At 68.8% G+C, this 14285-nt stretch carries 12 protein-coding genes; 7 read left to right on the top strand and 5 right to left on the bottom strand.

All coding sequences use genetic code 11. The features are described from left to right. Positions 1–21 precede the first annotated feature (21 nt). From GOPIP_RS09725 to GOPIP_RS09715, 3 genes are read right to left on the bottom strand one after another with little or no spacing between them, the layout of a single operon-like run. Positions 22–1233 carry an acetate kinase gene (locus GOPIP_RS09725; protein ID WP_006369478.1) on the bottom strand — a complete coding sequence of 404 codons (1212 nt, stop codon included), beginning with the start codon at positions 1231–1233 and terminating at the stop codon, positions 22–24. Continuing rightward, positions 1230–3404, bottom strand: coding sequence for a phosphate acetyltransferase (gene pta / locus GOPIP_RS09720; RefSeq protein WP_006369477.1), 2175 nt, complete (start codon positions 3402–3404; stop codon positions 1230–1232). Before pta ends, GOPIP_RS09725 begins: the two co-directional genes overlap by 4 nt. Before the next feature lie 29 nt (positions 3405–3433). After that, on the bottom strand, positions 3434–4024 hold the full coding sequence (locus GOPIP_RS09715) for a TetR/AcrR family transcriptional regulator (RefSeq protein WP_014358677.1): 591 nt from the start codon (positions 4022–4024) through the stop codon (positions 3434–3436). A 29-nt stretch (positions 4025–4053) separates the two neighbouring features. Between GOPIP_RS09715 and GOPIP_RS09710 the strand changes: the two genes are divergently transcribed. Next, positions 4054–4659, top strand: a complete 606-nt coding sequence (locus GOPIP_RS09710; RefSeq protein WP_006369475.1) for a GNAT family N-acetyltransferase — start codon at positions 4054–4056, stop codon at positions 4657–4659. On the opposite strand, the gene GOPIP_RS09705 is transcribed toward GOPIP_RS09710, so the two are convergent. Beyond that, on the bottom strand, positions 4597–5592 hold the full coding sequence (locus GOPIP_RS09705) for a DMT family transporter (protein WP_006369474.1): 996 nt from the start codon (positions 5590–5592) through the stop codon (positions 4597–4599). The genes GOPIP_RS09710 and GOPIP_RS09705 overlap by 63 nt on opposite strands. Positions 5593–5667: 75 nt before the next feature. Here GOPIP_RS09705 and GOPIP_RS09700 point away from each other — a divergent pair, with 75 nt between their 5' ends. Next, on the top strand, positions 5668–6621 hold the full coding sequence (locus GOPIP_RS09700) for a LysR family transcriptional regulator (RefSeq protein WP_244421131.1): 954 nt from the start codon (positions 5668–5670) through the stop codon (positions 6619–6621). Between the two features lie 15 nt (positions 6622–6636). Here GOPIP_RS09700 and fgd read toward each other — a convergent pair whose 3' ends face one another. After that, positions 6637–7659: a glucose-6-phosphate dehydrogenase (coenzyme-F420) gene (gene fgd / locus GOPIP_RS09695; RefSeq protein WP_006369472.1), complete on the bottom strand. Its 1023-nt coding sequence runs from the start codon at positions 7657–7659 to the stop codon at positions 6637–6639. 227 nt (positions 7660–7886) lie between these two features. Here fgd and GOPIP_RS09690 point away from each other — a divergent pair, with 227 nt between their 5' ends. The 5 genes from GOPIP_RS09690 to GOPIP_RS09670 are packed head-to-tail and all read left to right on the top strand — an operon-like array spanning position 7887 to position 14272. Further along, complete coding sequence (locus GOPIP_RS09690; RefSeq protein WP_006369471.1) at positions 7887–8897, top strand: FecCD family ABC transporter permease; 1011 nt, start codon at positions 7887–7889, stop codon at positions 8895–8897. Further along, positions 8894–9952, top strand: coding sequence for a FecCD family ABC transporter permease (locus GOPIP_RS09685; protein WP_006369470.1), 1059 nt, complete (start codon positions 8894–8896; stop codon positions 9950–9952). The genes GOPIP_RS09690 and GOPIP_RS09685 overlap by 4 nt, the downstream gene beginning before the upstream one ends. Continuing rightward, positions 9949–10797: an ABC transporter ATP-binding protein gene (locus tag GOPIP_RS09680; protein ID WP_006369469.1), complete on the top strand. Its 849-nt coding sequence runs from the start codon at positions 9949–9951 to the stop codon at positions 10795–10797. The genes GOPIP_RS09685 and GOPIP_RS09680 overlap by 4 nt, the downstream gene beginning before the upstream one ends. Then, positions 10794–12626 carry an ABC transporter ATP-binding protein gene (locus GOPIP_RS09675; protein WP_006369468.1) on the top strand — a complete coding sequence of 611 codons (1833 nt, stop codon included), beginning with the start codon at positions 10794–10796 and terminating at the stop codon, positions 12624–12626. Before GOPIP_RS09680 ends, GOPIP_RS09675 begins: the two co-directional genes overlap by 4 nt. After that, the gene (locus GOPIP_RS09670; RefSeq protein ID WP_006369467.1) at positions 12623–14272 is read left to right on the top strand and encodes an ABC transporter transmembrane domain-containing protein; all 1650 of its coding nucleotides are present in this window, start codon (positions 12623–12625) and stop codon (positions 14270–14272) included. Before GOPIP_RS09675 ends, GOPIP_RS09670 begins: the two co-directional genes overlap by 4 nt. Positions 14273–14285 lie beyond the last annotated feature (13 nt).

The raw sequence follows: 14285 nt of genomic DNA, 5'->3' as shown, positions 1-14285 counted from the left end.
CCAGAGTGCTTGTAAGTTTACTCAGGCGCGTTCCCCGACCACCTCGGCCGCCTGCCGGGCGATCGCGAGTTCCTCATTCGTCGGTACCACCAGCACCGCGACCGCACTGTCGTCGGTGGAGATCCGTCGCGCTGTCCTGCTCCGCTCCGCATTGCGGTCGGGATCGACGACGATGCCGTAGTTCTCCAATCCGGCAAGCGCATCGGCGCGGACACCCGCAGCGTTCTCCCCGACACCCGCGGTGAAGGTGATCGCGTCGACCCGACCCAGATCGAGCATGTACGCACCGATGTAGCGGCGGAGCCGGTGGATGTAGACGTCGTAGGCGAGTTTCGCGGCCTCGTCGCCGCGTTCGATGCGCTCGGTGACCGACCGGAAGTCGTTCTCGCCGCAGAGCCCCTTGAGACCGGAGTTCTTGTTGAGGAGGGCATCGATCTGGTCGGCGTCGAGTTTGACGACCCGATGCAGATGGAGCACCACGCCGGGATCGATGTCGCCGCTGCGGGTACCCATCACGAGCCCTTCGAGCGGCGTCATCCCCATGCTGGTGTCGATGGGGTCACCTCCTCGTATCGCCGACGCCGACGCACCGTTGCCGAGATGTAGCACGATCTGATGCACCTCGGACGGTTCCTTGCCGAGAAGCGGCGGCACCTGCTCGGACACGTACTGATGGCTGGTCCCGTGAAATCCGTAGCGGCGGATGGCATGCAGCTTGGCCACCCCGCGGTCGATGGCGTAGGTCGCCGCCGCCTCGGGGAGTCCGTGGAAGAAGGCGGTGTCGAAGACCGCGACCGACGGCACGTCGGGCAGCATTTCGCGTGCCGCCTCGATCCCGGTCAGATTCGCCGGATTGTGCAGGGGTGCCAGCGAGGAGATGCGGCGGATCTCGCCGATGACGTGGTCGTCGATGAGGGTCGGGTGGTAGAAGGTTCGTCCGCCGTGTACCACCCGGTGTCCCACCGCCGAGAGCCCCGCACTCGCGAGATCGATACCGCCCGAGGCGAACAGCTCTCGCACCCGCCGGATGGCGGTGAGGTGATCCGGGAGTTCGAGGGTCTCGGTGGTCTTCTCGCCGTCCTGCTCGTGGGTGATCGAACCGTCGTGGTCGCCGATCCGTTCGGCGATCCCCTCGGCCACCACGACCTCGGTATCGGGATGTACCAGTTGGTATTTCAGCGATGACGAGCCCGCATTGAGGACCAGGACCGCCCCGGCGACATGGTCGCTCATGCCTCGCGCCGCCTCGTTGCCGCCATGTTCTGCGCCTGGATCGCGGTGATCGCCACGGTGTTGACGATGTCGTCGACCAGCGCACCCCGGGACAGATCGTTGATCGGCCGCCGAATACCTTGCAGCACGGGCCCGATGGCGACCGCCCCGGCGCTACGCTGAACGGCCTTGTAGGTGTTGTTACCGGTGTTCAGATCGGGGAAGATGAGCACCGTCGCGCGTCCGGCCACCGAAGAGTCCGGCATCTTCGTCGCCGCCACGGACGGCTCGACGGCGGCGTCGTACTGAATCGGGCCTTCCACCAACAACTGTGGGGCGCGTTCGCGGACCAGATCGGTGGCCACGCGCACCTTGTCGACATCGGCACCGGTTCCCGAACTACCCGTCGAATACGAGAGCATGGCCACCCGCGGCTCGATGCCGAACCCGGAAGCCGTTGCCGCCGAGGAGATCGCGATATCGGCGAGCTGCTCGGCGGTGGGGTCGGGTACGATCGCGCAGTCACCATAGGCGAGCACCTTGTCGGCCAGACACATGAAGAACACGCTCGAGACCGTCGAGACCCCCGGCGTCGTCTTGATCACCTCGAATGCAGGCCGGATGGTGTGCGCGGTGGTGTGGGCGGCGCCGGAGACCATACCGTCGGCACGCCCGGTGTAGACCAGCATCGTGCCGAAGTACGACACGTCGCGCATTCGTTCCTGCGCCTGCTCGAAGTCGACACCCTTGTTCTTGCGCAGCTCGGCGTAGATGTGCGCGAACTCGTCGGTGAGCGGTGAGGTCGCGGGGTCGATGACCTGCACACCGTCGAGATCCACCCCGAGTTCGTGGGCGCGGCGCGGTACGGCCGCCTCGTCGCCGAGGATGATCAGCGACACCACCCCACGACGAAGCAATCGCCCTGCCGCGCGCAGGATTCGGTCGTCGTCACCCTCGGGCAGCACGATGCACCGACGGTCGGCGCGGGCCCGCACGATCAGCCCGTACTCGAACATCTGCGGCGTCATGATCTCCGGGGTCGGCACCTTGAGTACCTTCATCATCGCCTCGGGATCGATGTGGGTCTCCATCAATCCCAGTGCCGCCTCGATCTTGCGCGCCGACCCGACCGCGACGCGGCCGCGGGTATTGGCCGCGGTGCGGGCGGTCTCGTAGGTCCCCTGCTCGCACATGATGATCGGCAGCGTCGACTGCAGACCGTCGACGAGCGCGTCGATCATCGGGTGCGGTCGCATCCCGCCGTTGAGGATGATGCCCGACAGCCGCGGAAATCCTTGTGCCGCATTCGCATTGACAAGAGCGAGCAGGACGTCCGAGCGGTCGGCGGGGGCAATGACCACGGTGCCCTCGGACAGCCGTTCCAGGATGTGCTCGACGGTCATCCCGCCGACCATGACCTTGAGCGCCTCCCGATCGAGGAGCTCCGGGTCGCCGCTGTACAGACTCGCCCGCAGCGAGTCCTTGAGTTCGGCCATCGTCGGGGCGAACAGCACCGGCTCCTCCGGCAGACACCACGTGGGCACCGAGATCCTCGACAGCTCGGCCGCCACCGCCGACATCTGTTCGGGGTCACACCGATTCGCGATCACGGCGGCCGTGGTGGCGTGGATGGCGGCGATATCGGCGAGCAGGTGCTCGGCGGTCTCCCGCACTTCCACCGGGGTGCGCCCGGAAGCATTGAGCGCCAAGATGATCGGCGCCGCAAGATTGGCGGCGACGCGCGCATTGTAGGCGAGTTCGGACGGGTTGCCGACGTCGGTGTAGTCCGAGCCGATGATCACCACCGCATCGCAGCGCGCCTCCACCGCGTGGAACCGGGCCACGATCTCGGCGATCGCGCCGTCGGGTGCGGCGTGTACCTGGTCGTAGGTGACGCCGATGCAGTCGTCATAGTCGATGTCGGCCGAGGCGTGCTCGATGAGCATCTCGACGAGGTAGTCGCGTTCACCCGCGCCGGCCCGCGAGATCGGCCGAAACACCCCCACCCGGCCGCCGGTCGCACTCAGCAGCGACAGCACACCGAGCGCGACGGTCGACTTCCCGGTGTCGCCCTCGGCCGAGGCGATGTAGACCTTGGTGGACACCGCCGGGGTGGACACCTCCGGGCTCGACACCACCGGCCGGTCGTTCGATCCATCCTCGTCGGTGGCGGTGGTCGTCTCTGCACCCATGGCCGTAACCCTAATGGTTCTGCTCGGCCTCAGTCGGCCGGCCGATCGGTGGGCCGCGCATCGTCGGGCGCATCACTGACGATCGCGCGCACCACCAGGTCGGCGATCTGCTCGTCGGACAACGAACTGTCGGGCACGAGCATCACCGAATAGATCATGCGCACCAGGAATTCGGCTGCCCCACGGGCGTCGGGCACCAGGTGCTGACCGATCTCCGGCGCCATGTCGGGTAGGGCCTCGTCGACGATCCGTGCGACCAGGGAAGGCCCCTCGGAGTCGGTGGTGCTGATCAACGCCCGCACGATCTCCTCGGGTTCGTGGCGCAGCACGTACTGCAAGGCCTCGTGCTCGCGGATGTAGGGCAGCACGTGTCGGATCTGGGCGCGCACCTTGCCGGCGGCATCGGGTTCGGTCGCCGCCCACTCGCGCAACTGCACGCGCAGCTGGGCGACCTCTCGGTCGACGATCGCGGCGACCAGCGCGTCACGGCCACCGAACATGCGGTAGGCGGTCGCCCGCGCCACCCCGGCGTGCCGGGCCACCGAGGTCAGACTCAGTGTCTTCGCGCCGAAACGCGACACGAGCCCGACTCCCACCTCCACCATCCGATCGCGGTCCACCTGAAGAACTTATCGAAGACCCCGCGTCGATGTGGAGCGCCCGCGTCGGTGAGAATCGGCTCGTCCACACCTACCGACCATCGGGGGCTGCCATGCACATCCGCGACGCCGAATCCGGCGACGTCGACGGCATCACCGTCATCTACAACCACGCCGTCGAGCACACCACCGCGATCTGGAACGATCAGCTCGTCGACGCCGACAACCGCCGCGAGTGGCTCGCCGGGCGGCAGGCCGCCGGTTTCCCCGTGCTGGTCGCAGTGGAGGATGATGTCGCGGACTCCGCCGATGATCCGGCAGCACATGTCCTGGGCTACGCGACCTACGGTCCGTACCGCCCGCACGACGGCTACCGCCACACCGTGGAGCACTCGGTCTACGTCCGCGAGGGACAGCAGGGGCGCGGAATCGGCAGCCTGCTGATGGATGCACTGATCACCCGGGCCCGCGAGAATCGGGTGCATGTGATCGTCGCGGGTATCGACGCCGCCAACACCGGATCGATCCGGCTGCACGAGCGGCTCGGTTTCTCCCGGGTGGGGTTGCTCACCGAGGTCGGGACGAAGTTCGGGTCATGGCTTGACCTCGCATTCCTCCAGCTCACGCTCGACGATCGGGCGCCCACCGACGACTGATCGCCGACCGCCGGGGATCTTGATGAGGCCGCGGGTCAGCGCCACCCCGAGCAGGCACAGCACCCCGCCGACGATGCGCAGTGGTGTCGGGATCTCCGAGAGCAGCAGCCACGACAGGACGATGACCAGGGCCGGAACGACGAGGGTGGTCGCGGCCATCGCGCCGGCGTCGGTGCGCGAGAGGGCGTACGCCCAGGTGGTGAAGGCGATCGCGGTGGGCCCGACGCCGAGGAACACCATCCAGGCGAGGTCGGCGGCCGAGGCCGAGGCGACCTCACCGATCGCGGCGGGCACGAACGGCAGGGTGACGACAAGGCCGGCGACCGCGCCCCAGAAGGTTGCGGTCAGGGCGTCGACGGTGGCCAGCGCGACCTTCTGCAACAGCACGCCGGTGGCGTAGAGGACCGCGGCGAGCAGACCCAGCCCGACGCCGAGCCAGTCGGCGTGCGCTCCCCCGCCGCCGAACGTGATGAGCACGACGCCGGCGAAGGCGATCGCGATCCCGACGCTCAGTTGGGTCGAGAACCCTTCGCCGAGAAAGAGTCCCGCGAAGACCGCGACGAGGATCGGGGCGAAGTTGACCAGCAACGAGGCGGTTCCGGCGTCGATGTGGCGTTCGGCCCAGTTGAGCACCACACTGTAGACGCCGAACCAGGCCACCCCGTAGGCCAGCACGAGCACGAGCGCCCGACCGCGCGGCGGTCGGAACGCCGAGCGGCGAACCCCTCGTCGCGCCTTCATGCCGGCGATGGCAACGATCACCGCGAGGGCGACCACCGCGACGGCCAGGCGTCCCACCGCGAGCACGCCGGGCGAGAAGGCGTGCCCGGCCGAACGGATCGCGATGAACGACAGCGCCCACAGCGTGACCGTGGTCAGCGCGGCCAGTGCCGGGAGATTCAGAGTGCGCGATCCGAAGGTCATGTTCTCCATGGTCGACCATCGGAGACTTCAGCACAATTTCATATTTCTACACTGACCCATCAGTGTGACTGTATGGTCGTGATCATGATCGATCCCCACCGCCTCCGCATCTTCCGCGCCGTGGTCGCCGAGGGGTCGATCGGCGGCGCCGCCGCGGCGCTCGGTTACACCCCGTCCGCGGTCAGTCAGCACATCGCCGGGCTGCAGCGCGAGACCGGACTCGCGCTGATCGAGCGGGTGGGGCGCGGAATCGTCCCGACCGATGCCGGCACGACGCTGGCCGCCGAGTCCTCGGTGGTCTTCGACGGCCTCTCGCGCCTCGACGGCCTGGTCGCCGATCTGCGACACGGCAACGCCGGCACCCTGCGCGTGGCCTACTTCGCCTCCGCGGGCGCGGCATGGATGCCGGAGATCATCGCCACCATCGGCCGCGAGTTCCCGGACACCCGACTCGATCTGCGGCTGATCGAGCTGGCCGATCCCGAGGCGAGCGCACCCGACATCGAGATCTATGTGGAGAGCCCGGAGAGCGCCCTGAGCCGAGCACCGATCGTCACCCCGGTTCCCGGCTTCGACTCCGTACCTCTGGTGACCGAGGACTATTTGGTGGTCGTCGGCGAAGGCTCGGCGTACGCCGGTCGCGACCAGGTGACGCTGCGCGAACTCGCCGACGACGCCTGGATCGACAACGACGTGGCACGCGGACCGTGTCGCGAGGGCTTGCTGAGAGCTTGTACCGCAGCAGGTTTCACCCCGAACTTCCGTGTCGAGACCCACGACTACGGCACCGCCATGCGCTTCGTCGCCGCCGGTGTCGGGCTGACCGTGGTGCCGGCACTGGCGGTGATCGACCTTCCTGCGGGCGTGCGCACCGTCGCGATCGCCGAACCCACCCCGCGGCGAGCACTGGCGTTGCGCCGCCATCACCGGGCTCGGCAGAATCCGGTGGCCCAGCGCGTCATCAACCTGCTCTACGAGCAGGTGCGGCGCACGCACGGGATGGTGGAGCCGTCGTCATTGGCGCCCACCGAAGTCTGACGCGGACGACGAAACCTAGTCCACGACAGTCAGTTTGCGCAATCGCGGCGCGAGATCCTTCTCGAAGTTCGCCAGGAACCGCCGCTGATCGTGGCCGGGCGCGTGGAACACCAGGTGGTTGAGGCCGGCGTCGGTGTAGAACTTGACCTTCTCGACGGCCTCGTCGGGGTCGGAGGCGACGATCCAGCGCTTGGCTACCTGCTCGATCGGCAGTTCGTCGGCCAACCGCTCCATCTCCGTCGACGAGTTGACGCTGTGCTTCTGTTCCGCGGTCAGCGACAGCGGGGCCCAGAATCGGCAGTTCTCCAGCGCCAGTTGCGGATCGGGATCGTAGGAGATCTTGATCTCGATCATCCGGTCGATCGTGGTGAAGTCGCGGTCGGCCTTCTCCGCGCCCTCCTTGACCGCCGGGATCAGTTTCTCGGTATAGAGTTCGGCACCCTTGCCGGAGGTGCAGATGAACCCGTCGCCGGCCCGACCGGCATACCGCGCGACGACTGGGCCGCCGGCCGCCACGTACACCGGAATCGGTTGTTCGGGAACGTCATACATGTACGCGCCCTGGGTGTGGTAATAGTCGCCGTCGAAGTCGACCTGGTCACCGGTCCACAGTTGACGCATCAGGGCGATGGCCTCGCGCAGTCGAGCGAAGCGTTCCTTGAACTCCGGCCACTCCCCCTGGAAACCCGTCGCGTACTCGTTGAGCGCCTCACCGGTGCCCACGCCGAGCATGATGCGGCCCGGGTACATACACCCCATCGACGCGAACGCCTGGGCGATCACCGCCGGGTTGTAACGGAACGTCGGCGTCATCACCGAGGTACCGATCTGCACCCGCTTGGTGCGTTCGCCGACCGCGGCCATCCACGCCAGCGAGAACGGCGCGTGCCCGCCGTTGTGGCGCCACGGCTGGAAGTGGTCGCTCACCGCGACCGAATCCATCCCGTGTTCCTCGGCGGCGACCGCGATCTCCACCAACTCGCGGGGATCGAACTGCTCCGCCGACGCCTTCAGACCGAGCTTGAGTTCCTGTGCCATGCCTCCACCTCACTGCCGGCCACATCGGCGGCTACCGAACCGAACGATCACTCCGGGCTCCAACCTACTCATGGAATCGATCGTCTGTCAGTGCAGCCTCCGCCACCGGCGGCCAGGGACTTAGGTAAGGCTCCATATAGACTCGCTGCGGATCGGACGAACGCGGCACCTGGTGCATCCGGGGAGAGGTGGTGACGATGACGGCAACGGCGACAGTATCCCCGTCGATGACGACCGCAACCCGACGCCGCGTGCTCACCGTGTCGGTCGCGGTCGTGCTGATGCTGGTGGGTGCGGTGCTGTCGTTGTGGATCGGCACGCGCTGGACCGATCCGGCCCAGGTGATCGACGCCCTGACCGCGGGTCGGGGCCATGGCGGCGACATCGGGATCATCGTGTGGGATCAGCGAATTCCCCGCACCCTGATGGCCATCGCGGTCGGTGCGGCGATAGCCCTGTCCGGGGCGCTCGTGCAGGGCCTGACCGGCAATCCGCTCGGCGACCCGGGTGTCCTCGGCATCTCCGGCGGCGCCGCATTCTTCTCCGTGCTCGCGGTCTTCCTCTTCGGCCTGCAGAGCGTGTCGGCCTACGTGTGGTTCGCCGTCGCCGGCGCGATCATCGCCGCTGCACTGGTCTTCGGGGTGGCCTCGCTCGGCGGCGGGGGCGCCAACCCGCTGTCACTGATCCTCGCCGGTGCGGCGTGCTCGGCGTTCTTCATCGCCGGGACGACAGCGGTGATCCTGCACGATCAGGCCAGCCTCAACCAGTACCGCTTCTGGAGTGCCGGCTCGCTGGTGGAACGCGACCTCGGCATCCTCGCCGGTGTCGCGCCACTGATGATCGTCGGCGTGGTGGTGGCCCTGGCATGCGGCCCGTCGCTCAACGTGCTCGCCGCAGGTCCGGAACTGGCCACCGCGCTCGGCGTCCGGGTCGGGATGATCCGCGGCGCATGCTTTCTCGCCCTGACCCTGCTGGCCGCCGCGGGCACCGCGGCAGCCGGACCGATCGCCTTCCTCGGGCTGGTGGTCCCGCATATCGTGCGGCATTTCACCGGCCCCGACCATCGCTGGCTACTCGTGGCGTGTATGCCCGCGGGCGCCGCGTTGATGCTCGTCGCCGACGTCATCGGCCGGGTGGTCATGCGTCCCGCCGAGGTCCAGGTCGGGGTGATCCTCGCGTTCATCGGCGTGCCGGTCTACATCTATCTGGTGCGTCGCCGCCGGATGGTGCAGACATGACGGCCACCCTCCCCCGCCCCGACGAACTCGTCTGGCCGGTACCGCGCATGCGTATCAAGCGTCGAGGCGTGCTGCTGACGCTGCTGCTGGCGGCGATCGTGGTCATCGCCGCCCTCGTCGAGTTGGCGTCGGGCCCCTATTTCATCCCGCTGGCCGACGTGGCGCAGGTCGTGGTCGGCGGCGGCGACCGCATCGACCGGGTGACCGTGCTCGACTGGCGCATGCCGCGGGTGCTGGTCGGCCTCGGCGTGGGTGTGGCGCTCGGTGCGGCTGGTGCGATCACCCAGTCACTGGCCCGGAATCCGTTGGCCAGCCCCGATTTGCTGGGCGTCTCGATGGGCGCCTCGGCGGCCGCCGTCACCATGCTCGTGCTACTGCCCGCGGGCCTGGTGATCGGCGGGGTCACCATCGGAACACTCGGGGCCGCGTTCCTCGGCGGCATCCTGGTGTCCGTCGTCATCACCGCGCTGGCCTACCGGGGCGGCCTGGAATCGATGCGGTTGGTGCTCATCGGGGTGGGGGTCAATGCCCTGGCCACCGCCGTCATCTCGCTGATGCTGGTGCAGTCGCGTCTGGCGCAGGCCGCCGACGTCGTGTCGTGGCTGACCGGCTCACTGGAGGCCCGTACCTGGGGACAGGTCGTCCCGCTGTGGATCACCATCGGTGTCGGGATGTCGTTGATCGCGTTGGCGGCGTTCGATTTTCGGGTCACCCATCTCGGCGACGCCGTCTCCCGCGCGCTCGGTGTACCGATCCGCACCACCCTGTTGTTGCTGTGGATCCCGGCTGTGGTGATGACCGCGGCGACGGTCGCCGCGGCCGGCCCCATCACCTTCGTCGCGCTGGCCGCACCGCAACTGGCCCGGCTCCTCTACCGCAGCCCCACCCCGCCGGTGATCGGCAGCGCACTGGTCGCGGCCGCGCTCGTTCTCTACGCCGATCTCCTCGCGCGTTACGCCCTGGGATCGGCTCCGGTCGGCATCGTGACCTCCGCTCTCGGTGCGCCGTTCCTGCTCGTCCTCCTCATCCGCGTGAATCGAAAGGTGACCGTATGAGTGCGCCCCCCACCGAGGCACTGGCCGCCCGCGGCATCAGCGTCGGCTACCGCGGCACGCCGGTGATCACCGACCTGGACCTGACCATCCCCCGTGGACGGCTGACCTGCATCATCGGCCCCAACGGCTGCGGCAAATCGACACTGCTCAAAGCACTTTCGAGGCTGATCCCCATCTCGTCGGGACGGGTGGAGATCAACGGGCGGGCGCTCGGCGATCTGTCCACGCGGGAACTCGCCACCGCGATGGCGGTGCTGCCGCAGAGTCCGATCGCGCCGGAGGGAATCCTGGTGGCCGACCTCGTCGCCCTCGGCCGCCATCCCCACCAGAGTTGGCTGCGCCAGTGGTCGGCGGGCGACGGCGATGTGGTGCATGCGGCTCTCGCCCAGACCGGCGTGGCCGATCTCGCCGACCGCACCGTCGATTCGCTCTCCGGCGGACAGCGGCAGCGGGTGTGGATCGCAATGGTGCTCGCGCAACAGACCGACACACTGCTCCTCGACGAGCCGACCACCTTCCTGGATCTGTCCCGCAGCCTCGAGGTCCTCGACCTCATCGACGTCCTGCACACCGAACAGCGGCGGACGGTGGTGATGGTGCTGCACGATCTGGCGCTGGCCTGCCGCTACAGCGACGAGTTGGTGGTGATGCGCGACGGCGCGGTGATCACCCAGGGCGCACCGCAGGACGTGATCACCGAAGAAATGCTCTGGGAGGTGTTCGGTCTGCGTAGCCGCGTCATCGCCGATCCGGTGTCGTCGCGGCCGCTGGTGGTGCCCGTCGGCGAGCGGTGTACCGACGTCGTGCCGGGAGGCCGCACAGAATCACGGGGCCGCGCCGTATGACGCAGCCGTCGCCGGAGCACCACGAGCCCGACGCATCCACGCTGCTGCCGATCGCGACGCCGCGTGAGGTGCTCGCCTACCTCGGCGCCGAGCTGCGTCGGCATCTGCCGCTGAGTATCGGGGTGGTGCTCACCTCGGTCATCGGAGCAGGTGCCTCGCTGGTCGCGGTGCTCGCGCTCGGCTCGATCGTCGACGCGGTCCGGGCGGGCAACGACCGCGGAATCCTCGTCGGCGTCGCGATCGCGGTGGTGATCGCCGCGGTGGTGACCGCCGTGTTCACCGCACTGTCGGAAACGTTGCTCGCCACCCTGATCGCACGCCTGCTGGCCACCATGCGCGAGCGGGTGGTGGCCGCGGTGCTGTGCCTGCCGGTCACCCGGATCGAACGGGCCGGACACGGGGATGCGCTGTCGCGGGTCGGCGCCGACATCGCGGTTCTCGTCGCGGGCTCGCGCACCGCGATCCCCGCGATCTTCAGCTCGTCGGTGCTCATCGTCGTCTCGGTGGCGGGCTTGTTCTCCCTCGACTGGCGGTTGGCGCTGGCCGGTCTGGGCGCCGCACCGGCCTATGTCGCGGCCATGCGCTGGTATCTGCCCCGGTCCTCACCGAAGTATCGCCAGCTCCGCACCGCCGAGGCCGATCACATCGACCGCCTCGTCGGAGGTATCGACGGGCTGACGACGGTCCGTGCCTATGGTCTCGAGACCGCCACCCGCGACCGGATCGACTCCTCGGCCCGCTCGGTACGCGACATCTCCGTCTCGGTGTTCGGGGTACTCGAACGGTTCGTCTCGCGCGAGAACCGTGCCGAATTCGTCGGTCTCTCACTGATCATCGTCGTCGGATGGCTGCTGCTGCGCGCCGGTGACGTCAGCCTCGGCCAGGTGGCCGCGGCCACCCTGCTCTTTCATCGGCTCTTCAATCCGATCGGCGCCATCCTGACCTTCTTCGACGAGGCTCAACGGTCGGGGGCGGCGATGACCCGGGTCGTCGGGGTGATCGACACCCTCGCTCCGGGAACCCGGCCGCATCTGCCGCCCGCCGAGCCGGGGCCGGTGGAGATCGTGGTGCGCGGGCTGCGCCACCACTATCACGCAAGCGGCGCCCCGGCGGTCGACGACGTCGATCTGACGATCCCGGCCGGCACGAGTCTCGCGCTGGTCGGCGCCTCCGGTGCCGGCAAGACGACCATCGCCTCGCTGACCGCCGGGGTGCTCACCCCGATCGGCGCGCCACCGGATGCGATCCGCTACAACGATGTACCGATCTCCGGTCTCGGCGAGGACCGGATCCGCGCGTTCACGAGCGTGGCGACGCAGGAGACCCATGTGTTCGCCGGGACCCTCGCCGACGATCTGCGTCTGGCACGCCCGGACGCCGACGACGAGCAGTTGTGGTCGGCGCTGGCCGAGGTGGGCGCCGATCACTGGGTCCGCGAACTCGACGAGGCCCTCGACACCCGTATCGGCTCCGGCGGCCTCGCGCTCGACCCGATGCGCGCCCAGCAGATCGCGCTGGCACGGCTGCTGTTGCGGGACACGCCGGTGGTGGTTCTCGACGAGTCGACCGCAGAGGCCGGTTCGCGCGGCGCGGCGCGGCTCGAGGCCGCGGCGGCGGCCGTCACCCGCGGACGTACCGCGTTGATCGTCGCCCACCGCCTCAGCCAGTCGGCGGCGGCCGATGCCGTCGCCGTCATCGACGGCGGCCGGGTGGTGGAATACGGCACCCACCGAGAACTCCTCGACGCCGACGGCCGGTACGCCGCGCTGTGGCGCGTGTGGTCGAGCGCCACCGAGCACGACGGGACTCGAGAGGACGGCGCCCGATGAGCCGGACACCCGACCGTGCCGCGGCGGCCCTGCTGCGCGACGCCGTCCGACGCAATCGCGGCGCGGTGGCGGTGGGCTCGGTACTGCTGTGCGTGTACCAGGCCGCCGAGGCGGCGGTGCCGGTGCTCCTCGGCGTCATCATCGATCGAGCGATGACCTCGGGTAGCTGGTGGGCACCGGTGATCTCGATCGCGGCTCTCGGCGCGGTCATCACGTGTGTGTCGGTGTCGTGGCGCACCGCCTATCGCGGGCTGCAGCGGGCCAATGCCGGACACGTGCGCCACCTGCGGGCGATGTTGTCCGCCAAGGTGATCACCGCGCGCGACAACGATTCGCCATTGTCGCGAGACGAGTACGTCACGGTGATCGCCGAGGACACCGCGCAGGCCTCCGACATCATCGAGGTGATCCCGGTGACCATCTCCTCGGCGGTCGGCGTGCTGGCCGGTGCCGTGGTGCTGACGGTGATCGATCCGCTGCTGGGCAGCGTCGCCCTGGTCAGTACGGTGTTGTTGCTGGCCGCACTGAACCTGTTGTCGCGCAAGGTCACCCACCGTACCGAGGAGCAACAGGAGCTCATCGCCCGGGCGACCGGCGCGGTGGCCGATCTGTTGCGCGGACTGCGGCCGCTGAGCGGCTTCGCCGGACGCGGCCCGGCATACGACCGCTACCGCACACTGTCGGCCACCACGCGCAGCCATGCCGAACGCCTGGCCCGGATCTCCGGCGTGTACGAGGGCATCTCCGCCGGCGCCGCAGCCCTTCTCGTCGGCGTGGTCGGCACGCTGGCCGGCGTCCGCGCATTCTCCGGTGACATCTCCATCGGCGATCTGGTCGCGGTGGTCGGACTCAGCCAATTCATCGCCGAACCCCTCGGCCAGCTCAGCCGGATGCCTCGATTCGCCGCGCTGGCACGGGGTTCGGCCCGCCGGGTGGTACTGCTGGGATCCGGGCGCACCGGCGAAGGCGGTGCCCCGGTGACCACCCCGGCGCCGTCGGGCACGGTCCACCGGAGTACGCATCCCGACCTCCTCGTGCAGGTGGACACCACCGAGATCGCCGTGACCGCAGGCGCCCTGGTGGCGGTCGACTGCACCACCGACCAAGCAGCACGGGTGGCCACCGCTCTTGCCGCGGGTCCCGACGCGCCCCCCGAGGCACCGTCGATCTCGGTGCGCGGCACCGAGATCGGTGATCTCGACGCGGCCGGCCTCCGGCGGGTGGTGCTCGCCGATGCGCGGCACCCGGCGATCTTCGGCGGGCGCCTGGGCGCGGTCGTCCACCCCGACGGGACGCACTACGAGCCCGGTTCGGAGCCGGCGGACATCCTCACCGAGTTGGGTCTCGACGAGTTGGTCGACGACGCCGCCGCGCTCCTCGATCATCCGGTCGCCGACCGCGGGGGCAACCTCTCCGGCGGACAACGCCAGCGGGTGGCACTGGCCCGTGCGCTGCATGCGAATCCGGACATCCTGGTGCTGGTGGACCCGACCTCCGCGGTCGACGCGGTGACCTCGGCAATCACCGCCGACACGGTCCGCCGACGCCGGCGGGGAAAGACCACTCTCGTCCTCGCCGCGAGTCCCGCGTTTCTCCGGTTGGCCGACAATGTCGTATCTTTGGGGGACAAACAAAGGCTAGGCTAACCAAATCAGAGGT

It is taken from the genome of Gordonia polyisoprenivorans NBRC 16320 = JCM 10675 (assembly GCF_000241325.1).
GTDB lineage: Bacteria > Actinomycetota > Actinomycetes > Mycobacteriales > Mycobacteriaceae > Gordonia > Gordonia polyisoprenivorans.
The sequence above is the reverse complement of the archived record's forward strand: the minus strand, read 5'-3'. Positions and strand labels throughout refer to the sequence as shown.

Bases quoted from the DNA above. Each gene is read 5' to 3' on its own strand.
- GOPIP_RS09690 (WP_006369471.1), top strand. From the start codon at position 7,887: ATGACGACCGCAACCCGACGCCGCGTGCTCACCGTGTCGGTCGCGGTC.
- GOPIP_RS09710 (WP_006369475.1), top strand. From the start codon at position 4,054: ATGTGGAGCGCCCGCGTCGGTGAGAATCGGCTCGTCCACACCTACCGA.
- GOPIP_RS09725 (WP_006369478.1), bottom strand. From the start codon at position 1,233: ATGAGCGACCATGTCGCCGGGGCGGTCCTGGTCCTCAATGCGGGCTCG.
- GOPIP_RS09705 (WP_006369474.1), bottom strand. From the start codon at position 5,592: ATGGAGAACATGACCTTCGGATCGCGCACTCTGAATCTCCCGGCACTG.
- pta (WP_006369477.1), bottom strand. From the start codon at position 3,404: ATGGGTGCAGAGACGACCACCGCCACCGACGAGGATGGATCGAACGAC.
- GOPIP_RS09680 (WP_006369469.1), top strand. From the start codon at position 9,949: ATGAGTGCGCCCCCCACCGAGGCACTGGCCGCCCGCGGCATCAGCGTC.
- GOPIP_RS09675 (WP_006369468.1), top strand. From the start codon at position 10,794: ATGACGCAGCCGTCGCCGGAGCACCACGAGCCCGACGCATCCACGCTG.
- GOPIP_RS09685 (WP_006369470.1), top strand. From the start codon at position 8,894: ATGACGGCCACCCTCCCCCGCCCCGACGAACTCGTCTGGCCGGTACCG.
- GOPIP_RS09670 (WP_006369467.1), top strand. From the start codon at position 12,623: ATGAGCCGGACACCCGACCGTGCCGCGGCGGCCCTGCTGCGCGACGCC.
- fgd (WP_006369472.1), bottom strand. From the start codon at position 7,659: ATGGCACAGGAACTCAAGCTCGGTCTGAAGGCGTCGGCGGAGCAGTTC.
- GOPIP_RS09700 (WP_244421131.1), top strand. From the start codon at position 5,668: ATGATCGATCCCCACCGCCTCCGCATCTTCCGCGCCGTGGTCGCCGAG.